A 21,582-nucleotide genomic window follows, 5' to 3' on the forward strand; every position below is an offset into this window, starting at 1 on the left:
ACTACGGGACTGCCATACTCGTGGGGTGAGCACCATTCCCGAGATCCGCACCCTGCCCGTACCGGACGGCCTGGAGGGCGAGCGCGTCGACGCCGCGCTGGCCCGGATGTTCGGCTTCTCCCGTACGAAGGCGGCCGAACTCGCCGCCGCCGGCAAGGTCCGGGTCGACGGCTCCGAGGTGATGAAGTCCGAGCGGGTGAGCGGCGGCGCCTGGCTGGAAGTGGAGATGCCGCAGGCCGCGGCGCCCGTGGAGATCGTCGCCGAGCCCGTCGAGGGCATGGAGATCGTGCACGACGACGACGACATCGTGGTGATCGTCAAGCCCGTCGGCGTGGCCGCGCACCCCAGCCCCGGCTGGACGGGAACGACCGTCATCGGCGGTCTGGCCGCGGCCGGCTACCGCATCTCCACCTCCGGTGCCGCCGAGCGCCAGGGCATCGTGCACCGTCTCGACGTCGGCACCTCCGGCCTGATGGTGGTCGCCAAGTCCGAGCGCGCCTACACCCTGCTCAAGCAGCAGTTCCGTGAGCGCACGGTCGACAAGCGCTACCACGCCCTGGTCCAGGGCCACCCGGACCCGATGAGCGGCACCATCGACGCCCCCATCGGCCGGCACCCGCAGCACGACTACAAGTGGGCGGTGACGGCCGAGGGCAAGGCGTCCGTCACGCACTACGACCTGATCGAGGCGTTCCGCGCGGCCAGCCTGCTCGACATCAAGCTGGAGACCGGCCGCACCCACCAGATCCGGGTGCACATGTCCGCGCACCGCCACCCCTGCGTCGGCGACCTGACCTATGGCGCCGACCCCACCCTCGCCAAGCGCCTCGGCGTCACCCGGCAGTGGCTGCACGCCATGCGGCTGGGCTTCGAGCACCCCTCCGACGGCCGCTGGGTCGAGTTCGAGAGCGGCTACCCGGATGACCTGCAGCGCGCCCTGGACACCGTCCGGGACGAGAGCAGCTGACGCGGAGGACATCGGGCGGGCGCCGACACGGCGGGCAGGAGCCCGTGTCATGGCACGCTGGGGTCGGAAAATGACCGCATCCGACCCCGGAGCGTAGCCACCGTGGACCAGCTGGCTCTGATGTTCGTCCTGCTGCTCGGAGCCGTGGTCATGGTTCCGGTCGGCGACCGGCTGGGACTCCCGTCGCCGGTGCTGATGACCCTCGTCGGCGCCGTGCTGGCACTGCTGCCGTTCGTGCCCAACGTCGAGGTACCGCCGGAGTTCATCCTGCCGGTGGTGCTGCCGCCGCTGCTCTACGCGGCCGTGCAGCGCACCTCCTGGCGCCAGTTCACCGCCAACGTCCGGCCGATCTTCCTGCTCGCCGTGGCGCTGGTCTTCGCCACCACCGCCGCGGTCGCCGCCGTCGCCCAGGCGGTGGTGCCCGGGATGCCGGTGGCCGCAGCGGTGGTGCTCGGCGCGCTGGTCGCCCCGCCCGACCCGGTGGCCGCGACGGCCGTTGCGGGCAAGCTCGGGCTGCCCCGCCGGCTGGTGTCGATCCTGGAGGGCGAGGGGCTGTTCAACGATGTCACCGCCATCGTGCTGTACCACGTCGCGCTCGCCGCGGCGGTCAGCGGAACCTTCTCGGTGCCCGCCGCGGTCGGCTCGCTGGTGCTCTCCGCGGTGGTCGCCATAGCGGTCGGCCTGGGGCTCGGCTGGGTCACCAACAAGCTGATGGGGCTGCTCGGCGACCCGACGCTGCAGATCGGTCTGACGCTGCTGGTGCCGTTCGTCGCGTACGTCCTGGCCGAGAACTTCCGCGGATCCGGGGTGCTGGCGGTGCTGACCTGTGCGCTGTTCCTGGCCGAGTACGCGGTCGACCCGGACGACGTGATGGGCCGGCTCGCCGGCTACACCTTCTGGGAGGTCGTCGACACCCTCGTCACCGGTGTCGCCTTCGGGCTGATCGGCCTGGAGCTGCACAACATCTTCGGGGCGGCCTCCCACCGCTGGGGCCAGCTCCTCGGGGCCGGCGCCGCCGTCGTCGGGGTGGTCGTCGGCGTCCGTCTGCTGTGGCTGCTGCCCGCCGCCTGGCTGGCCAGGCGGATGCACAAGCGCCGCGACTACGACGAAGAGATCCCGATGAGCTGGCGGGAGACGCTCATCATGTGGTGGGCGGGGATGCGCGGGGTGGCCTCGGTGGCGCTGGCGCTGGCCATTCCGTACAGCGTCGACGGCGGCGATGACTTCCCGGTCCGTGACGACATCCTCTTCATCGCCTTCGCAGTGGTGCTCAGCACGCTCCTCATCCAGGGCCTCACCCTGCCCTGGCTGGTGCGCCGGCTGCGGGTACGGGCCGACACCGATGCCGTCGACGCGCTGGAGCGGGAGCTGGCGCTCCGGGTGATCAAGGCGTCCAAGCGGCGGCTGAAGGAGATCCTGGAGGTCGAGGAGCTGCCCGACGAGGTCAGCGAGCAACTGGCCCGCCGCGCGCACGACATCGGCGCCCGGATCGCGCCGGACATCGTCGACGACGAGCGGCGCGAGCTCTTCGACAAGCGCATCACCCGGCTGAAGAAGGTGCACCGCATCCAGGGCGAGATGCTGTCGGCCGCCCGGCACGAGGTACTGGCGGCGCGCAGCGAACCGGGCGCGGACCCGGAGATCGTCGACCGGGTGCTGCGCCATCTGGACATGCGCAGCCTGCGGGGTGCGCCTTAGGGGGTGTCTCCCCCTAAGGGCTGTCCGGCGGCGCCGTCGCCGTGGTGATCCGTGGCAGTGCGTAGGCGTGTTCGGTCCGCAGCCACTCCAGCAGCCGCTCGCGGACCTCGCAGCGCACCGTCCACAGCGTGTCCGAGTCCCGGGCGGTCACCAGCGCACGCACCACGATCGTGGACGGTGTGGTGTCGGTGACCACCAGGCTCTGGGACCTGCCGTCCCACTCCGGGCACTCCTGGAGGATTTCCAGCAGCCGCTGGCGCATCTTCTCCACCGGCGCGCTGTGGTCGAGGTGGAGGAGGACCGTGCCGGTCATCTGCGCACCGCCGCGCGACCAGTTCTCGAAGGGTTTGCCGGTGAAGTACGACACCGGCATGGTGATCCGGCGCTCGTCCCAGGTCCGCACGGTCAGAAAGGTCAGCGTGATCTCCTCGACGGTGCCCCACTCGCCGTCCACGACGACGGTGTCCCCGATGCGCACCATGTCGCCGAACGCGATCTGCAGTCCCGCGAAGAGGTTGCCGAGGGTGGACTGGGCGGCGATACCGGCGACGATGCCCAGCAGCCCGGCCGACGCCAGCATGGAGGTACCGACTGCCCGCATCGCCGGGAACGTCAGCAGCATCGAGGCGGCCGCGACGACGATCACCACGGCCGTCACCACCCGCTGGATCAGCGTCACCTGGGTCCGTACCCGCCGCACCCGCGCCGCGTCCCGGGCGCCCGCCGCATAGCGCGAGTACGAGGACTCGACGATGGCCGCCGCTGCCCGGACGACCAGCCAGGCGGTGGCCGCGATCAGGACCAGGGTCAGCGCCTGCCCGATGCCCGCCGCATGCTTTTTGACGGACTCCAGCCCCGTATGGTTGAACGAGCCGCGCAACAGGGCCGCGCAGAGCACCACTTGCAGCGGTATCCGGCAGCGGCGCAGCAGGCCCCACAAGGGGGTCTCCGGGTGGCCGGCATCGATCCGGCGCAGTGCCCGGTCGGCGAGCCAGACCAGGATGAGCGCGAGCAGGACCGCGCCGCCGATGACGACGACCGGACGCAGGACGTCCTCCAAGGACACGGGACTCCTCCTCCGTGGGGTACGAGGGGCTGTGGTGTGCTGGTACCCGGTCCCCGTGACCGTAACTGGCAGGATGGGGCGAGATCGATCCAACCCCAGGGAAGTGATGTCAGTGCCGGCCGCCTCCGAGTCCCCGACCAGCGGACTTTCGACGATTGTGCTGTTCCATTCGGTGTGCGGGCTGCGTCCCGCGGTGCACGCGGCGGCGGACCGGCTGCGCGCCGCGGGGTACGAGGTGATCGTCCCCGATCTCTTCGACGGCCGGACCGCCGACTCCGTCCCGGACGGCATTCTCATCAAGGACGAGATCGGCAAGGAGGAACTGCTCAAGCGGGCCATCACGGCCGTCGCGCCCTACTCCGACCGCGGACTGGTCTACGCCGGCTTCTCCTTCGGCGGCTCCGTCGCGCAGAACCTCGCGCTCGGCGACGAGCGGACCCGCGGGCTGCTTCTGCTGCACGGCACCTCGGACATCGCGGACGGCACCGTCGCCGACGACCTGCCGGTGCAGCTGCATGTCGCCGACCCGGACCCGTACGAGCCGCACGACTGGCTGAACGCCTGGTATCTGCAGATGCGCCGGGCCGGCGCGGACGTAGAGGTCTTCCGCTACGCCGGCGCCGGCCATCTCTTCACCGATCCCGGTCTGCCCGACTACGACCAGGAGGCCGCGGAGAGCGCCTGGAAGGTGGCGCTGGGCTTCCTCGCCGAGCTGTGAGCCGGCAGGCCGGGCGGGCCCGGGCCGGCGTCCCCTAGACGAGCGGCTGGCCCGCGCGCTCCACCTGCTGGCTGCCGGACCGGGTCAGGTACGAGCGCAGCAGGGTGCTGGTGGCGTTCGGATCGGTTTTGTCGGAGATGCCGAAATAATCCATCTGCGTCCGCTCGGCGTCGATGTCCAGGACCCCGTAGCCGTGCGAGTCCATGTCCAGCCACTTCACATGCCGGTTGGCGGCCTTGATGGCGGCGACCCCGGCCAGCGAGACCGTGTGCGGGGCGACGTGCAGGAAGTCGTCCACGTTGTCGGAGGTGACGGAGGTGACCACGAACTCCGTCGCCACCGCGCGGTCGGCGGGGTAGGTCGCCGCCTGGAGCGGCACCTCGTTGGCCCAGGCCATGTGGATGTCGCCGGTCAGGAACACCGTGTTGTCGATGCCGCGGTCGCTGAGGTGGCTCAGCAGCTCGCGCCGGTCGTCGGTGTAGCCGTCCCACTGGTCGGTGTTGATCGCCAGGCCCTCCTTGGGTATCCCCAGGATCTCGGCGAGCGGGCCCAGCAGCTTCGCGGGGACGGCGCCGAAGGCGACCTGCGAGATCATCACCGAGGTGCCGACCAGCCGCCAGGCGGTGTCCGAGCGCTCCAGTCCGGACTTGAGCCAGTCCAGTTGGGCCCGCCCGGTGATCGTGCGGCTGGGGTCGTCGACCGCGCCGCTGCCCGGCTTGGCCTGGGCGTCGCGGAACGAGCGCAGGTCCAGCAGGTGCAGATCGGCGAGGGTACCGAAGCGCAGCCTGCGGTAGGTGGTCCCGGCGATCGAGGGGCGCACCGGCATCCACTCGAAGTAGGCCTGCTTCGCGGCGGCCATCCGCGCGGACCAGGGGCCCTCGGTCTCCGGGGTGTGGTTCACCGCGCCGCCCTTCCAGGCGTTGTCGGCGAACTCGTGGTCGTCCCACATGGCGATGACCGGGTGGGTGGCGTGCATGGCCATCGCGTCCGGGTCGGTCTTGTGGACGCCGTGCCGGGTGCGGTAGTCGGCGAGCGTCAGCAGCTCGTGGGCCGGGGAGTGCGGGCGGACGACGTACTTGAACTCCGGGTACTCGCCGGACTTGTACTCGTAGAGGTAGTCGCCGACGTGGAGCACCGCGTCCAGCTCGGTGCGGGCGGCCAGGTGCCGGTAGGGGGAGAAGTAGCCGGACTCCCAGTTGGCGCAGGAGACCACGCCGAAGCGGATGTTGCCGGCCGCGGTGTCGGGGGCGGGGGCGGTACGGGTCCGGCCGACGGGGGAGTGCTGTCCGTCGACGGTGAAGCGGTAGTAGTAGTGGGTGGCCGGGTGCAGGCCGCGGACGTCCGCCTTGACCGTGTGGTCACTGGCGGCGGAGGTGGTCAGGTTCCCCCGGGCGACAACGGACGTGAAGTTCTTGTCGCTCGCCACCTGCCAGCTCACCTTGGTGGCCGGTCCGCGGCCGGAGCCGGGGGTCGCCGACGCGGTCGGCGTGACCCGGGTCCACAGCAGGACGCCGTCCGGGAGCGGGTCCCCGGAGGCGACTCCGTGCTGGAAGAACGAGTCCTGGTCCGCGGCCCCTTGGGCGTGTGCGGTGGCGGCGCCGGCGAACGGCAGAAGAGCGGCGGTGGCGGCTACGGCCGTGACGGCAGTGCGGCGCGAGATCTGGTCATGATCGGTCACGGCCGATCACCTTACTGGCCGGTAAACGGCGCCGGGAGGGCGAATTCCGATAACTCCGAGAATTCGCCCGCCCGTTGTCCGAAAGGCACTCAGTGCGCGCCCGTGGGGTCCTTTTCGCCCTCGCGAATGCCCTTCGAGCCGCCTTCGCCCGTGCTGCCGCCCTTGCCCGGGTCTCCTCCGGCCGGCCCCTTCGCCGGGCCGAACTCCTTGTCGATCATCTTCTTGAAGTTGGCCTGCGCGAGCTGCATGTACTGCGCCTGCGTCATCTGCTGCCGCGGGACCTGCGGCAGCTCCAGCTTCTTGTCGCCGTGCAGGAACGTGGGCGTGCCCTTGACGCCCTTGCGGCCGAACAGCGCGGTCATCTCCATCGCCCAGCGGTCGTAGGTGCCCTTCTTGACCGCCGAGGCGAACGCCTTGTCGTTCTTCAGCTCCGGCACCTCGCCGGCGACCTTGAGCAGTTCGGCGTCCTTGGCGTAGAGGTCCTCGCGCTCGTCGGGGTGGTACTTGGCCGAGTACAGCGCCGACTTGTACTTCAAGAAGGCTTCCGGGCTGACGTTCAGCGCCGCGCCGAGCGCGCTGAGCGCGTTCTTCGAGCCCTCACCGCCGCCCATGCCGTCGAGGAAGGTGTACATGGTGAAGCGGACCCGGTACCGGCCGTCCTCGATGTCCTTGGCCAGGGCCTTGCCGCTGCTCTGCTCGAAGGTCGCACACATCGGGCAGCGGATGTCCTCGAAGACCTCCAGGGTCTGCTTGGCGTTCTTGTCGCCTATCAGGATCTCGGTGCCGTTCTTGCCCTGGGTGTGCGCGGGCGTGACGAGCTTGGCCTCCTTGGCGGCCTCCCAGCCCTTGGGCTCGTTGGCCTTCATCACGGCGTAGCCGATGCCGCCGGCCACGGCCAGGACGCCGATCACCGCGCCCGCCGCGGTCAGTTGGCGGCGCAGCTTCTCCTTCTTCTTCTGGCGGTCCCGCTCGGCCCGGATGCGTTCGCGGGCCGCGGTCTTGTTGGCCAGGTTGTTGCGGTTGCTCATGGGTGGTGTGGTCCCCTCAAGGTCGTGCCGGCTTCTGTGTGCTGGTCAGGCGCTGGCCGGGCGGGGCGGGCCGCGGCGCCGTACGCAGTGCACGAGGAGGGGGAGCGGGCGGGCCGGCGGCAGCGGGTGCAGCGGCCGGATCCGCCGGCGGGGCGGGGAGGGGCGGCGCTGCGCACCGCGACCGCGGTGCGCAGCGGACGGAAGGCACCGGCCGCGGCGGCGCGCAGCAGGGCGTCCAGGGCGGCATCCCCGCGGTGCAGCCAGGCCGCGGCGAGCAGGCCGACCGCGACATGGGCGGCGAGCAGCAGCCAGGGGGCCGCCGCCGGGACGGCCGGCGGCAGCGGCGCACCCGGATGGGCGGCCGCCCGGGCCAGCGGTGTGCCCCATTCGCCGCTTCGGCACAGCAGTTCGACGCCGACCGAGCGCAGCGGGCCGGTGACCGGGCCGCCGGCCGGCCCGTAACAGGTGTGCTGCCCGGCGGTGAAGACGGTGTCGGCGGCCAGTTCCAGCGGTACCAGGAGCGCGGCGACGGCGCCGAATCCGCGCTCCCGGCCGGTCAGCAGATAGGCCGCGGCGAAGGCACCGGCGCAGATCGCGACGACCGGAGCAAGCGGTAACGGGCGGTGCGAGAACAGCACATGGGAGGCCGTGGACAGGGTGGTGCACAGCGCAGCGAACAGTGCCGCCCGCACCGCCCTGAGCTGAACCCCCGGCGCAGCCGCCGGCCGGGCCCCGGGGCGGCGTACTCCCGTCGCCTGCATGAGCGGGAGTCTGCCATGTGTACGGCACGGGCCCGGGTCAAGATTTGGCATCGGCCGGCGCGCACGGAGCACGCCGGCCGAGAGGTGCGGCGCACGGCCCGGCCGGTGGCGGGCCGCCCGCGTCACTTCTTCAGTGCCTTGTCCACCATGGAGTTGAAGGCGGCCACGCTGGAGGGTGCCACCTTGCCCTGCGGGCTGTCCGTGCCCAGCACCGTGTCATTGAGCTTGATCGTCGGGGTGCTGGTGACGTCCTTGACCGCGCTGAACGCGTCGGACATCTCCAGCGCCCACCGGTCGTACGTGCCCGACTTGACGTTCTTCTGGAAGGCCGCGTTGCCCTTGAGTGCCGGGATGGTGTCGGCGACCTTGATCAGGTAGCTGTCGTCGGCGAACTTGTCCGGCCCGGTCTCGTCCGGGTGGAACTCCTTCGAGTACAGCGCGTACTTGTACTTCAAGAAGGCGTCCGGGCTGACGTTCAGGGCGGCGCCCAGTGCGCTCAGCGCGTTCTTGGAGCCGGTGCCCCTGAGGTTCGCGTCGAGGAACGTGCCCAGGTGGTAGGACGCCTTGTACTTGCCGTCCTTGATGTCCTTCTCGACGGTGGCCCCGGCGGTCTGCTCGAAGCCCGCGCAGCCGGGGCAGCGCGGGTCCTCGAAGAGGTTCAGGGTGTTCTTGGCGTCCTTCTTGCCGACGACGACCGTGGTGCCGTTCTTGCCGCTGGTGTTCTGGGGCTTGGTCAGCGGGGCCTTCGCGGCCTTCGCCCAGTCGGTGCTGTCCCCGGCGGCGGCGGAGCCGCTGTCGCCGCCCATGGAGGAGACCGCCACCCCGATCCCGCCGGCGATCGCCAGGACGGCGACGATCGCACCGCCGACGATCAGCTGCCGACGGACCTTGTCCTTCTTCGCCTGCCGCTCACGCTCGGCGCGCAGCCGCTCGCGGGCTGCCTGCTTGTTGGCCTGGTTGTTGCGGTTGCTCATGACTGTTCCTGCTCTGTGAAGATCCGTGAGGCGGGAGATATGTGCGGTCGAAGGCGTACGCACGCGGCGCGGGCGTACGCGGGCCGCGCGCGGCCGAAGGCCTACGCGGCCAGTGCGCAGGGCGGTCCACGGCGCACGACACAGTGCACGAGCAGGGGGACGGCACGGGCGGGGCGCCCGGGCCGTACGGGGGCGGGCACCGGGCGGCGCGGCGCGGCGCCGGCGACGACGACCGCGACGGCGATCAGCAGCGGGCGGAAGGCGAAGCCCGCCACCGCGCCCAGCAGCTGGTGCAGCGCTCTCTCGCCGCGGCGCAGCCAGCCCGCCGCCAGCAGTCCGGTGCCCACATGTGCCGCGAGCAGGACGAGCCAGGTGACCACGGGCGCGGTGTCCTCCGGGGACAGCCGCGTCAGCGGTGCGCCGACGGGATCGCCACCGCACAGCAGATCCACGCCCAGTGAGCGCAGCGGGCCGGCGACCGGGCCGCCGGCCTCTCCGTAACAGGTGTGCTGCCCCAGGCTGAAGGCCAGATCGGCGGCCAGTTCCAGGGGGACCAGCAGCGACGCGATCCGCCAGAAGCCGCGCTCCCGCCCGGCCAGTGCATAGGCGAGGGCGAACACGGCAGCACTGAGCGCGGTGACCAGGCTCAGCGGCAGCGGCATACGGGACAGCAGGACGTGCGACCCCGCGGAGAGCGTCACGCACAGCGCCGTGAAAAGCGCTGCGCGCAGTGCCCGCAGGTGTGCCGCCGAGATGTCCATTGCAGCCGAGTGTGCCATGGGCCGGGGTAAGCGGCGGCTAAGGGGGTCCGAAGCCGTACGCACCGGTGCATACGGTGCGTACGGCATATGCCGGCCCTCTCGTCCTGCCCGCCCTGCGGACCGGGGCCCGCGCTACAGCCCCGGGATCTGCCCGTTGCGGAAGAGGTCCACGAAGATCTGGTGGTCACGGCGGGCGCGGGCGCCGTAGGAGTGCGCGAAGTCGACCAGCAGTGATGCGAAGCCGTCCTCGTCGGCGGCGATGGCCGCGTCGATGGCCCGCTCCGTCGAGAACGGCACCAGCGAGTGGCCGCTCTCGTCGTCCGCGGCGGCGTGCATGGTCGCGGTGGCCCGGCCCAGGTCGGCCACCACCGCCGCGATCTCCTCCGGGTCGTCGATGTCCGACCAGTCCAGGTCGACCGCGTACGGCGAGATCTCGGCGACCAGCTGGCCCGCGCCGTCCAGTTCGGTCCAGCCCAGCCACGGGTCGGCGTGGTCCTGCAGGGCGCGCTGTGAGATCACCGTGCGGTGGCCCTCGTGCTGGAAGTAGCCGCGGACCGCGGGGTCGGTGACGTGCCGGGAGACGGCCGGGGTCTGCGCCTGCTTCATGTAGATCACCACATCGTTCTCCAGGGCGTCGCTGTTGCCCTCGAGCAGGATGTTGTACGACGGCAGACCGGCCGAGCCGATGCCGATGCCCCGGCGCCCCACCACGTCCTTGACGCGGTAGGAGTCCGGGCGGTCCAGGCTCGACTCCGGCAGCGTCTCCAGATAGCCGTCGAAGGCGGCGAGAACCTTGTAGCGGGTCGCCGCGTCCAGTTCGACACTGCCGCCGCCCGCCGAGAAGCGCCGCTCGAAGTCCCGGATCTCGGTCATCGAGTCCAGCAGTCCGAACCGGGTCAGCGAGCGGGCGTCGCGCAGCGCGCCGAGCAGCGGTCCCTCGGCGGTGTCCAGGGTGAAGGGCGGCAGCTCGTCCCGGTCGGAGCTCTTCGTCCCCGAGGCCAGCGCGTGGATGCGCTCCCGGTAGGCGGCGGCGTAGGTGCGCACCAGGTCGGTGATCTGCTTGTCGCTGAGCGCCTTGGCGTAGCCGATCAGCGCGACCGAGGCGGCGAACCGCTTGAGGTCCCAGGTGAACGGCCCGACGTACGCCTCGTCGAAGTCGTTGACGTTGAAGATCAGCCGGCCCGTGGAGTCCATGTACGTGCCGAAGTTCTCGGCGTGCAGATCGCCGTGGATCCACACCCGGCCGGTCTGCTCGTCCAGATACGGGCCGCCGTCCTTGCCGCCGTCGTCCTGCGCGGCCTCCAGGTCCCGGTAGAACAGGCAGGCCGTGCCCCGGTAGAAGGCGAAGGCGGAGGCGGCCATCTTCCGGAATTTCACACGGAAGGCTGCGGGGTCGGCGGCGAGCAGCTCCCCGAAGGCGGTGTCGAAGACGGCGAGAATTTCTTCGCCGCGCTGCTCGGCGTCCTGCGCCGGGGCGTGCTGGGACGGCATCGCTGGGTGCCTCCTGAAGTGCGGAAGGGGTACGGAGAGCCGTGGCGGAGCCCGTCGCGGATCTGCCACTGACAACGCGCGAGGCTACTCGTCGGTGCCCGCCGATTGTCAGTGGGGAGTCGTAGACTTCGAGACCGTCTCACCCATCCGTCGCCGACCGTGCACCGGTCGTCCGGCCGCCGTCCCCCGCCGAGGCGCTTCGCGCCGTTTCGTACTTTCGGAGGTCCCCCGCCGTGGCAGCCCCGTCCAGGCCCCCCTTCACGCACCTGCATGTCCACACCCAGTACTCACTGCTGGACGGTGCGGCGCGGCTGTCGGACATGTTCAAGGCGTGCAACGAGATGGACATGACGCATATCGCCATGTCCGACCACGGCAACCTCCACGGCGCGTACGACTTCTTCCACTCGGCGCAGAAGGCCGGGGTGACGCCGATCATCGGCATCGAGGCGTACGTGGCGCCGGAGTCGCGGCGGCTCAAGCGCAAGGTCCAGTGGGGCCAGCCGCATCAGAAGCGCGATGACGTCTCCGGTTCCGGTGGTTACACCCACAAGACGATCTGGGCGGCGAACAAGACCGGTCTGCACAACCTCTTCCGGCTGTCGTCGGACGCGTACGCCGAGGGCTGGCTGCAGAAGTGGCCGCGGATGGACAAGGAGACCATCGCCCAGTGGTCCGAGGGTCTGATCGCCTCCACCGGCTGCCCGTCCGGTGAGCTGCAGACCCGGCTGCGGCTCGGGCAGTTCGACGAGGCGCTGAAGTCCGCCTCCGAGTACCAGGACATCTTCGGCAAGGACCGGTATTTCCTGGAGCTGATGGACCACGGCATCGAGATCGAGCGCCGGGTCCGCGACGGCCTGCTGGAGATCGGCAAGAAGCTCGGCATCCCGCCGCTGGTCACCAACGACTCGCACTACACCTACGCCCACGAGTCCACGGCGCACGACGCCCTGCTGTGCATCCAGACCGGCAAGAACCTCTCCGACCCGGACCGCTTCCGCTTCGACGGCACCGGCTACTACCTCAAGTCCACCGACGAGATGTACGCCATCGACTCCTCGGACGCCTGGCAGGAGGGCTGCGCCAACACCCGCCTGATCGCCGACCAGATCGACGTCTCCGGGATGTTCGAGAAGCGCGACCTGATGCCGAAGTTCGACATCCCCCAGGGCTTCACGGAGGTCACCTGGTTCCAGGAGGAGGTCCGGGTCGGCATGCAGCGCCGCTTCCCGGGCGGTGTCCCCGAGGACCGGCAGAAGCAGGCCGAGTACGAGATGGACATCATCATCCAGATGGGGTTCCCCGGCTACTTCCTCGTCGTCGCGGACTTCATCATGTGGGCCAAGAACAACGGCATCGCGGTCGGCCCCGGCCGTGGCTCCGCGGCCGGCTCGATCGTGGCGTACGCCATGGGCATCACCGACCTCGACCCGATCACGCACGGGCTGATCTTCGAGCGGTTCCTCAACCCCGAGCGTGTCTCCATGCCCGATGTCGACATCGACTTCGACGAGCGCAGGCGCGTCGAAGTCATCCGGTATGTCACGGAGAAGTACGGCGCCGACAAGGTCGCCATGATCGGCACCTACGGCAAGATCAAGGCCAAGAACGCCATCAAGGACTCCGCGCGCGTCCTGGGCTATCCGTACGCCATGGGCGACCGCCTCACCAAGGCCATGCCCGCCGACGTCCTCGGCAAGGGCATCGACCTCAGCGGCATCACCGACCCCCAGCACCCGCGCTACAGCGAGGCGGGCGAGATCCGGGGGATGTACGAGAACGAACCGGACGTGAAGAAGGTCATCGACACCGCCAAGGGCGTCGAGGGCCTGGTCCGGCAGATGGGTGTGCACGCGGCCGGCGTGATCATGTCCAGCGAGCCCATCGTCGACCACGCCCCGGTCTGGGTCCGGCACACCGACAACGTCACCATCACGCAGTGGGACTACCCCCAGTGCGAGTCGCTGGGCCTGCTCAAGATGGACTTCCTGGGCCTGCGCAACCTCACCATCATGGACGACGCCGTCAAGATGGTGCGGAAGAACAAGGGCGTCGAGCTGGAGATGCTCACCGTCCCGCTGGACGACCCCAAGACGTACGAGATGCTCTGCCGCGGTGACACGCTCGGCGTCTTCCAGTTCGACGGCGGCCCGATGCGTTCGCTGCTGCGGCTGATGAAGCCCGACAACTTCGAGGACATTTCCGCCGTCTCGGCCCTGTACCGTCCCGGCCCGATGGGCATGGACTCGCACACCAACTACGCGCTGCGCAAGAACGGCCTCCAGGAGATCACCCCGATCCACCCGGAACTGGAGGAGCCCCTCAAGGAGGTCCTCGGGCTCACCCACGGCCTGATCGTCTACCAGGAGCAGGTGCAGAAGGCCGCCCAGATCATCGCCGGGTACTCCCTCGGCGAGGCCGACATCCTCCGCCGCGTCATGGGCAAGAAGAAGCCCGAGGAACTGGCGAAGAACTTCGTCCTCTTCCAGGAGGGCGCCCGGAAGAACGGCTTCTCCGACCAGGCCATCCAGGCCCTGTGGGACGTCCTGGTCCCCTTCGCCGGCTACGCCTTCAACAAGGCGCACTCCTCCGCGTACGGCCTGGTCACCTACTGGACCGCCTACCTCAAGGCCAACTACCCGGCCGAGTACATGTCCGCGCTGCTGACCTCCGTGCGCGACGACAAGGACAAGTCGGCGGTCTATCTGAACGAATGCCGCCGCATGGGCATCAAGGTGCTGCCGCCGAACGTCAACGAGTCCGAGGCCAACTTCGCCGCCCAGGGTGACGAGGTGATCCTCTTCGGCCTCACCGCGGTCCGCAACGTCGGCCAGAACGTCGTCGACTCGATCATCCGCTGCCGCAAGGCGAAGGGGAAGTACTCCTCCTTCCCCGACTACCTCGACAAGGTCGACGCGGTCGTCTGCAACAAGCGCACCACCGAATCGCTGATCAAGGCCGGTGCCTTCGACGAGATGGGCCACACCCGCAAGGGGCTGACGGCGCACTACGAACCGATGATCGACAACGTCGTCCAGGTCAAGCGCAAGGAGGCCGAGGGGCAGTTCGACCTCTTCGGCGGCATGGGTGACGACAGCGCGGACGAGGGACCCGGCTTCGGGCTGGACATCGAGTTCTCGGACATCGAGTGGGACAAGACCTACCTCCTCGCCCAGGAGCGCGAGATGCTGGGCCTCTACGTCTCCGACCATCCGCTCTTCGGCCTGGAGCACGTGCTCTCCGACAAGGCGGACGCCGCCATCGCCCAGCTGACCGGCGGCGACTACTCCGACGGTTCGATCGTCACCATCGGCGGCATCATCTCCGGCCTGCAGCGCAAGATGACCAAGCAGGGCAACGCCTGGGCGATCGCCACCGTCGAGGACCTGGCCGGCTCCATCGACTGCATGTTCTTCCCGGCGACCTACCAGCTGGTGTCCACCCAACTCGTCGAGGACACCGTGGTCTTCGTCAAGGGCCGCCTCGACAAGCGGGAGGACATCCCGCGGCTGGTGGCCATGGAGATGATGGTCCCCGACCTCTCGGAGGCCGGCACCAACGCCCCCGTGACGATCACCATTCCGACGGTCAAGGTCACCCCGCCGATGGTCGAGAAGCTGGGCGAGGTGCTGAGCAGCCACCGCGGCTCCACGGAGGTGCGGATCAAGCTGCAGGGGGCACGCAAGACGACCGTGCTCCGGCTGGACCGGCACCGGGTCACGCCCGACCCGTCGCTGTTCGGTGACCTCAAGGTGCTGCTCGGCCCGTCCTGCCTGGCGGGCTGACCACCGGCCGCCGGCCTGCAGACGCCGCGAGACGGCCGGGCCCCGGACGACAGGCCCTACCCCGAGGGGCGCGCCCGTAGTGGACGCGCCCCTCAACCTCTGTGTGGCGTGGATCAGTTGAGATCAGTTGTGACCGAAGCGCCGCTGGTGCTTACGTGCAACATCTGCCGGGCTGCCCTGCGCCTGCGACCGCGACTGGGACTGTGCCTCCAGGCTCGACTTCTGGGCTTCCTGCTGGCCACGCTCGGCCGCGGATGCCGTCTTCTGCTGCTGACTGCGGTCCCGCTTCTTGTCCTTGGCCATGATCGTGCCTCCTGAGGGGGGAATCCGGGATCGGGGCCGGAACCAGACTTACACGCCGGACAGAGCGCTGCATTTCGGGCAATTACCCTGCGTTAAAGGGTTGATCACACGCTGTACTCAAGATTCTTGCCGAATCCGCCACGCCGAAGATCGAGTTCGGGCAGTTAACGCCCGCAGGGTCGGGCAGACTCGAAGGACAACCGAAGAAAGACTCGTGCCACGGGCCGAGCCGGGGGGCGACCGGACATCAGCACCTCAGGGAAGAGGGTGGATCGTGGATCGCTGTGTCGTCCTGGTGGACGCCGGGTATTTGCTCGGCGCCGCGGCGAGCCTGCTCGCCGGAGAGCCCGCCCGTTCCCGGATCACGGTGGATCACGCCGCCCTCATCCAGGGACTGCGGCAGCGCGCCGAGGCGGACACCGAACGCCCGCTGCTGCGGATCTACTGGTTCGACGGCGCCCCCGACCGCGTCCCGCAACCCGAGCACCGCCGGCTGCGGGTCATGCCCCGGGTCACCGTCCGGCTCGGCGCCCTGACCCGCAGTGACGGGCGATGGGCGCAGAAGGGCGTGGACGCCGCCATGCACGCCGAGCTGACCGAACTCGCCCGTAACCGCGCCTGCTCCGACATCGTCCTGGTCACCGGCGACGGCGACCTCCTGCCCGGCCTGATGTCCGCCAAGGAGCACGGCGTCGCGGTCCACCTGTGGGCCGTCCAGGCCGCCGACGGCGACTACAACCAGTCCGAGGACCTGGTCGCCGAGGCCGACGAGCGGCGGGTACTGGACCGGACCTGGATCACCCGCGCGGTCCGGGCCAAGGAACTCGGCGGCCCCTGCGCCCCGCCGCCCGTGCCGCGCCCCGAGATCGCCGCGATCCTCTCCGCCCCGCTGCCCGAGTCCGCGGTCGCTGCGGCGGCGGCCGCGGCCGCCGCCGCAGCCGCCGCCTCCGGCCCGGAAGCCGCCGAGCACGCCCACGAGCACAACGGCGCAGGCGGCGTCTCCCGGCCGCCGGCGGGAACCGCGAGCGCCCCGGCCACCGCGGACGATCCCGGGGCCGTGGGCTCCCGGGGCGTCCCCACCCCCAAGGACCTGGCCGGACTCGGCCGCGCCCACGCCGCGGGCCAGGGACCCGCGGGCCCGGGCGGCTCCGCCCCACAGGCGCCCGCGGCCGGTGCCACCCTGCGCTGGTCGTCCGACAAGGGCTGGGTCGAGCGTGGCGGCCCGGTCGGTGAGCCCTCCGAGACCGCGGCCCTGCCCACCCTCGCCCAGCTCACCAGCGCAGAGCAGCGCTGGGCCGACCGCGAGGAGGACATCACCGCCGTCAGCGGCGACCCCTTCGAGGTCGGCCAGGTCTTCGCCCGCCGCTGGACCGACCGGCTCTCCGACACCACCCACCTCCAGCAGCTGTCGACGGAGTACCCGCGCATCCCGCACCGCATCGACGGCGAACTGCTGCGCTACGCCGCCCGGTTCGGGCTGCTGGCCCACAAGGACGACCAGATCGACGAGCACGACCGGTATGCGATCCGGGCCGGATTCTGGCGCGAGGTCGATCTGCGGACGGCCGCCGAGCACGCCCCGGCCGGGGACTGACGGCCCCCGGAGCCCCTGCGCCGGCCCGCTCGCCGAGCCCCGCGGCCCGGAGGCGGGCCGGGGACGCGTACCCTCATAGCTCGTGAGGACGGGCGCAAAACAGGTGGAGCGCGGGGTGCCGGTGTGCGCCGTGCGGGACCTGGTCAAGACGTACCCCGCGATGCGCGGGCGCCGCGGGGCGGCACGGGCATCCGCCGTACGCGCCAACGACGGCATCACCCTGGACGTGCACCGCGGCGAGATCTTCGGGCTGCTCGGCCCCAACGGAGCCGGCAAGTCCACCCTGGTCCGCCAGCTGACCGGACTGCTGCGCCCGGACTCCGGCAGCATTTCCGTACTGGGCCACGACCTGGTGCGCCACCCGGAGCGGGCCGCCCGGCTGCTGGGCTACCTGGGGCAGGAGTCCACCGCCCTGGACGAGATGACCGTCGCGCTGGCCGTGGAGACCACCGGCCGGCTGCGCGGCCTCGGTGCCCGTGAGGCGCGCGCCGAGCGGGACGCGGTGATCGGCGAGCTGGGCCTCGACGGCCTCACCGGACGGGCGCTGAAGAAGCTGTCCGGCGGGCAGCGGCGGCTGGCCTGCCTGGCCACCGCGCTGATCGGCGAGCGGCCGCTGCTGGTGCTGGACGAGCCGACCACCGGGATGGACCCGGTCGCCCGGCGCGCCGTGTGGGCCGCGGTGGACCGGCGCCGCGCCGAGCGCGGCGCCACGGTGGTGCTGGTGACCCATAACGTGCTGGAGGCCGAGAGCGTGCTCGACCGGGTCGCGGTGATCGACCGGGGCCGGGTCATCGCCTGCGACACGCCCGGCGGGCTGAAGGAAATGGTGAGCGAGGAGGTCCGGCTGGAGCTGGTGTGGCGCGACCGCCCGCCGCTGGAGGTGCCCGAGGTCGCCGCCCTCGAAGCCGACGCGCACACCTCGGGGCGCCGCTGGACCCTGCGCCTGCCCGCCGACCGGGCCCGCTCCGCCGTCGCCGCGGTCACCGCGGGCCCCGCCTTCGCGGCCCTGGACGATTTCACGCTGGCCACGCCCAGCCTGGAGGATGTGTACCTCGCCCTGGGGGGCCGGGCGGAGGGACTGGTCAAGGCGTGACGGATGTGAACGGGGACCGGTGCGGCGGACGTATGGAGTACCACGGGGGCAGCGAGGAAGGCGTGGTGACAGCGTGAGTGTGGTTCCGGTGCAGGCGGTGGCCGGGGCGGCCCCGGAAGCCGGGGCACGGCCCGAGGAGGCTGCCGCGCCGCTGGCACCGCGCGCCCGCCTGGTGCCCGCGCTGGCGGCCGTCTACCGCGCCCAGCTCTCCCGGGCCCGGGTCGCACGGATCCCGCTGCTGTTCGTCGCCACCTTCCAGTCCATCGGGATCATGGTCCTGCTGCGCGGGGTGGTCGACGGCGGCGAACCGGCCCGCTCCGTGGTGTCCGGCTCCAGCGTGCTGGTCGTCGCCTTCGTGGCGCTCAATCTCCTCGCCCAGTACTTCGGGCAGCTGCGGGCCGGCGGGGGGCTCGACCACTACGCGACGCTGCCGGTGCCGCCGGCCGCCGTGGTACTCGGCGCCGCCGCCGCGTACGCCTCCTTCACCGTGCCGGGGACGGTGGTCACCGCGGTCACCGGCTGTGTGCTCTTCCAGCTGCCGATGGCCCACCTGTGGGTGCTGGCCGCCGTGCTCCCGCTCGCCGGGGCGGCGCTGGCCGGTCTCGGCGCGGCCCTCGGCCTGCTCGCCCCCCGCCCCGAACTCGCCACGCTCTGCGGCCAGTTGGGCATGTCGGCGGCGCTGCTGCTGGGTGTGCTGCCGGCCGAACGGATGCCCGCGGTGATCGGCTGGGCCCGCGATCTGCTGCCCTCGACCTACGGTGTGGAGGCGATGGCGCGCAGCTTCGACCCGCATCCCGACTGGGTCGCGGTCGGCGTGGACCTGGGCGTCTGTGCGGCCGTCGGGGTGCTCTCGCTGGCCGTTGCCACCTGGGCGTACCGCCGGGCGGCGGCCCGATGACGGGGTCCACCACACCGAACGGCCGTCCTGCTTCCGGTCCCACCGGCCCCACCTGGCACGATGACGGGGTGACCGCACCGCTGACGCCCCCCGACAACCAACCGCCCGACGAGCCGCAGCACCCCGAGGCCGCGCCCGTCGCCGACCACGGCGGCCTCGGCGGCCCCGAGCTGGCCCGTGAACTGCGCGAGGGCGCACTGATCGCGCTGGTGGTCGCGGTGACCGGTGTGCTGCTCGGCCTGCTGTGGAACTGGCTCGCGCCGCACATCCCGCTGATCGCGGACACCCGCAACGTCTACCTCAAGAACACCGAGGGCGAAGAGGCGATCGGCGCGGACGGCACCTTCGTCCTGCTGTCCCTCGGCTTCGGTGTGCTCACCACCGCCGCGGTCTTCCTCTTCCGCCGGCGTGGCGGGATTCCGCTGGTCGTGGCGCTGGTCGTGGGCGGACTGCTCGGCGCGGTGCTGGGCTGGGTGACGGGCATGTGGCTGGGCCCCACCCCGGACGTCGCCGCGCACGCCAAGCAGGTCGGCCCCGGGGTGGCCTTCAGCGGCCCGCTGCGGCTGCAGGCCAAGGGCGCGCTGCTGGCCTGGCCGATCGCCGCGATGCTCACCCAGCTCGCGCTGACCGGGCTGTTCGGGCCGCGCGACCCGGAGCCGGAGGCGCCGCACTGGCCCGGGGAGCAGCACGGGGACCCTCACGGCGCCCAGCACGGTGACGACCAGCGCGACGACCAGCACGGTGACGGCCACGGCGACGGCCCTCATGGTGACGCCCACGGCGACGATCACGGCGGCGGCCATCGCGACGATCACCGCAACACTCACGGGAGCCACCCCGGACAGCAGCCGCCTGCCGCGGGCTGACCTGCGCGGATTTCCGGGGCGGCCGCCGATCCGGCCGCCCCGCCGTGCGTGCGTGCCGCCTGCGTTCGTGCCGTCAGCCGAGGTGCCTTCTGCCGAGGTGCCGTCAGCCGCGGGCGATGGGCGCGAGGCGCGCCCCCGTGAGCGCCACCAGATCCGCCGGCGACAGCTCGACCTCCAGCCCCCGCCGCCCCGCCGACACACAGACCGTCGGCCGGCCCTCGGCCGAGGCGTCCACGACCGTGGGCAGCCGTTTGCGCTGTCCCAGCGGGGAGATCCCGCCCCGGACGTAGCCCGTGCTGCGTTCGGCCGCCGCCGGGTCGGCCATCGTGGCCCGTTTGCCGCCCACCGCCGCCGCCAGCGCCTTGAGGTCCAACGACCCCGACACCGGGACCACGGCCACCGTCAGCGCCCCGTCGACATCCGCCAGCAGCGTCTTGAACACCTGCTCGGGCGCGACGCCGAGGGCCTGGGCGGCTTCCTCGCCGTACGACGGGGCGGCCGGGTCGTGCTCGTAGGAGTGCGTGGTGAACGGGACGCCCGCCGTGGTGAGGGCGACCGTGGCAGGGGTGCCGACGGATTTCCTGGACTTCTTCGCCACCGTCTTCGTGCCTCGCGTCGGTCGGACCGGCCCTGCGGTGCCGGCGGGTCGTTCAGTTGGGACTGGTCGGCTGCCGGGTCAGATCCACGGCCGGCAGCGACGGGAGCTTACCGAGCAGCGCCGACTCCTGACGAAGGAGTTTCAGCTCCTGTCCCAGCCGGGACGCGGTGTCCGGCGCCTCCAGCAGCCGCTGCTTGGCGGGGACGTCCAGCACGGCCGCCGCGGCGACGAGGTACGACAGCACCGACGGATCGGCGGGCAGGTCCTGCCCGCTCGACAGGGTCCGCTCGTTCGCCCAGGCCAGCCGCTTCTGGTAGGTACGGAAGGCCCGTACGACGCCCGAGGCGAGCACGCCCGCGCCCTCTCCCTCGCCGTCCTCCAGCTCCTCCAGCTCGCCGGTCAGATACGGCCCCGAGGCGTCCACCGACAACAGCCGGAAGCGGGTGGTGCCGGTGGCCAGGACCTCGTAGCCGGTGTCGTCGTCGGACGACTTCTCCCGGATGGTCGCCGCGTCGGCGATACAGCCCACGGTGTGGAACGCCTGCATCGGATCGTCGCCGAAGCCCGCCGCGGGGCCGTCGGCGGACGGCAGGGTGGCATCGTCCGGCATGCCCTGCGCGGTGGGGGCGACCTCGCGGCCGTCCCGGATCGCGATCACGGCGAAGCGGCGGTCGTCCTCGGACACCGCGCTCAGATCACGCATCATCGCCCGGTACCGCGCCTCGAAGACGTTCAGCGGGAGCACGAGTCCCGGGAACAGCACCGAGTTCAGCGGGAAGAGCGGTAGGCGCAGGGAGGTCACAGCCCGTAAGCCTAGACGCTGCGCTTGGCTGTGCTCCCATGTGGGCGGGTATTCCTCGGCGGCCCGCCCCCGCCGTGGGGTTGCCGGCCCTCGCGCCTGGCGGCGGACTGCTGCGCTTTGCCTCCGCCCCGTTTTTGGCTTTCCCGCCGTTGCGCCTGGCGGCGGGCGGGTCCGCTGCGCGGGGCTGTGGGTGCGGTGACGGGCCTGCGGGGCAGGGGTGTGGGACTGCTTCGCTTTACGTCCCACACCCCTGCCCCTCCGGCCCGTCACCTCCCGTGGGTGAGTAAGTGAACGTGGGTGGGGGCGGGCCACGGCCGTAGGCATTTCCACGTGTTCCACGAGCAGCACCGGACCACCCACGCTCACTCCCACCGGCCTTCTTCCCACCCCCAACGGGAGGGGACGGGCCGGAGCGGGTGGGTGTCCGGACGTAAAGCGAAGCAGTCCGGACACCCACCCGCGCAGGCCCGTCACCGCACCCCGACAGCCCCGCGCAGCGGA

At 71.2% G+C, this 21,582-nt stretch carries 17 protein-coding genes and 1 pseudogene; 8 read left to right on the top strand and 10 right to left on the bottom strand.

The window, feature by feature from the left end:
• Window positions 1–25 precede the first annotated feature (25 nt).
• A complete protein-coding gene (locus OHS81_RS27535; protein WP_328387496.1) occupies window positions 26–967 on the top strand; it encodes an RluA family pseudouridine synthase in 942 nt (313 codons plus the stop codon).
• 120 nt (window positions 968–1,087) lie between these two features.
• Window positions 1,088–2,665 (top strand): Na+/H+ antiporter, encoded by a 1,578-nt coding sequence (locus tag OHS81_RS27540; RefSeq protein ID WP_443058874.1) that lies wholly within the window; start codon window positions 1,088–1,090, stop codon window positions 2,663–2,665.
• Between the two features lie 13 nt (window positions 2,666–2,678).
• Here the strand turns inward: OHS81_RS27540 and OHS81_RS27545 are convergent, their stop codons facing one another.
• Complete coding sequence (locus OHS81_RS27545; RefSeq protein WP_328391458.1) at window positions 2,679–3,725, bottom strand: mechanosensitive ion channel family protein; 1,047 nt, start codon at window positions 3,723–3,725, stop codon at window positions 2,679–2,681.
• Between the two features lie 112 nt (window positions 3,726–3,837).
• Here OHS81_RS27545 and OHS81_RS27550 point away from each other — a divergent pair, with 112 nt between their 5' ends.
• Window positions 3,838–4,449 carry a dienelactone hydrolase family protein gene (locus OHS81_RS27550; protein ID WP_328387500.1) on the top strand — a complete coding sequence of 204 codons (612 nt, stop codon included), beginning with the start codon at window positions 3,838–3,840 and terminating at the stop codon, window positions 4,447–4,449.
• Between the two features lie 34 nt (window positions 4,450–4,483).
• Here OHS81_RS27550 and OHS81_RS27555 read toward each other — a convergent pair whose 3' ends face one another.
• From OHS81_RS27555 to OHS81_RS27580, 6 genes and pseudogenes are all read right to left on the bottom strand, one after another.
• Window positions 4,484–6,127 carry an alkaline phosphatase D family protein gene (locus tag OHS81_RS27555; RefSeq protein WP_328387502.1) on the bottom strand — a complete coding sequence of 548 codons (1,644 nt, stop codon included), beginning with the start codon at window positions 6,125–6,127 and terminating at the stop codon, window positions 4,484–4,486.
• 89 nt (window positions 6,128–6,216) lie between these two features.
• Complete coding sequence (locus OHS81_RS27560) at window positions 6,217–7,155, bottom strand: thioredoxin domain-containing protein (protein WP_328387504.1); 939 nt, start codon at window positions 7,153–7,155, stop codon at window positions 6,217–6,219.
• Window positions 7,156–7,200: 45 nt separating this feature from the next.
• A pseudogene (locus OHS81_RS27565) lies at window positions 7,201–7,916 on the bottom strand (hypothetical protein).
• 122 nt (window positions 7,917–8,038) lie between these two features.
• The gene (locus tag OHS81_RS27570; RefSeq protein ID WP_328387508.1) at window positions 8,039–8,890 is read right to left on the bottom strand and encodes a thioredoxin domain-containing protein; all 852 of its coding nucleotides are present in this window, start codon (window positions 8,888–8,890) and stop codon (window positions 8,039–8,041) included.
• A 101-nt stretch (window positions 8,891–8,991) separates the two neighbouring features.
• Window positions 8,992–9,651 carry a hypothetical protein gene (locus tag OHS81_RS27575; protein WP_328387510.1) on the bottom strand — a complete coding sequence of 220 codons (660 nt, stop codon included), beginning with the start codon at window positions 9,649–9,651 and terminating at the stop codon, window positions 8,992–8,994.
• A gap of 132 nt (window positions 9,652–9,783) precedes the next feature.
• Window positions 9,784–11,142 carry a DUF2252 domain-containing protein gene (locus OHS81_RS27580; RefSeq protein ID WP_328387512.1) on the bottom strand — a complete coding sequence of 453 codons (1,359 nt, stop codon included), beginning with the start codon at window positions 11,140–11,142 and terminating at the stop codon, window positions 9,784–9,786.
• A gap of 233 nt (window positions 11,143–11,375) precedes the next feature.
• On the opposite strand from OHS81_RS27580, the gene dnaE reads away from it, so the two are divergent.
• Window positions 11,376–14,927, top strand: coding sequence for a DNA polymerase III subunit alpha (gene dnaE / locus OHS81_RS27585; protein WP_328387514.1), 3,552 nt, complete (start codon window positions 11,376–11,378; stop codon window positions 14,925–14,927).
• 123 nt (window positions 14,928–15,050) lie between these two features.
• Here the strand turns inward: dnaE and OHS81_RS27590 are convergent, their stop codons facing one another.
• The gene (locus OHS81_RS27590; protein ID WP_328387516.1) at window positions 15,051–15,230 is read right to left on the bottom strand and encodes a hypothetical protein; all 180 of its coding nucleotides are present in this window, start codon (window positions 15,228–15,230) and stop codon (window positions 15,051–15,053) included.
• 274 nt (window positions 15,231–15,504) lie between these two features.
• Here OHS81_RS27590 and OHS81_RS27595 point away from each other — a divergent pair, with 274 nt between their 5' ends.
• The 4 genes from OHS81_RS27595 (at window position 15,505) to OHS81_RS27610 (ending at window position 19,681) form a co-directional block, all read left to right on the top strand.
• A complete protein-coding gene (locus OHS81_RS27595; protein ID WP_328387518.1) occupies window positions 15,505–16,824 on the top strand; it encodes an NYN domain-containing protein in 1,320 nt (439 codons plus the stop codon).
• Window positions 16,825–16,984: 160 nt separating this feature from the next.
• Window positions 16,985–17,917, top strand: coding sequence for an ABC transporter ATP-binding protein (locus OHS81_RS27600; protein ID WP_328391460.1), 933 nt, complete (start codon window positions 16,985–16,987; stop codon window positions 17,915–17,917).
• 88 nt (window positions 17,918–18,005) lie between these two features.
• A complete protein-coding gene (locus OHS81_RS27605; protein WP_328391462.1) occupies window positions 18,006–18,815 on the top strand; it encodes an ABC transporter permease in 810 nt (269 codons plus the stop codon).
• Window positions 18,812–19,681: an ABC transporter permease gene (locus OHS81_RS27610; RefSeq protein ID WP_443058775.1), complete on the top strand. Its 870-nt coding sequence runs from the start codon at window positions 18,812–18,814 to the stop codon at window positions 19,679–19,681. Before OHS81_RS27605 ends, OHS81_RS27610 begins: the two co-directional genes overlap by 4 nt.
• Before the next feature lie 103 nt (window positions 19,682–19,784).
• Here OHS81_RS27610 and ybaK read toward each other — a convergent pair whose 3' ends face one another.
• Both ybaK and OHS81_RS27620 read right to left on the bottom strand, forming a co-directional pair.
• Window positions 19,785–20,279: a Cys-tRNA(Pro) deacylase gene (gene ybaK / locus OHS81_RS27615; RefSeq protein WP_328387522.1), complete on the bottom strand. Its 495-nt coding sequence runs from the start codon at window positions 20,277–20,279 to the stop codon at window positions 19,785–19,787.
• A gap of 52 nt (window positions 20,280–20,331) precedes the next feature.
• Window positions 20,332–21,081 (bottom strand): LON peptidase substrate-binding domain-containing protein, encoded by a 750-nt coding sequence (locus OHS81_RS27620; RefSeq protein ID WP_328387524.1) that lies wholly within the window; start codon window positions 21,079–21,081, stop codon window positions 20,332–20,334.
• Window positions 21,082–21,582 lie beyond the last annotated feature (501 nt).

Origin of the sequence: Streptomyces sp. NBC_00400 (genome assembly GCF_036048035.1) — a bacterium.
Classification (GTDB): Bacteria; Actinomycetota; Actinomycetes; order Streptomycetales; family Streptomycetaceae; genus Streptomyces.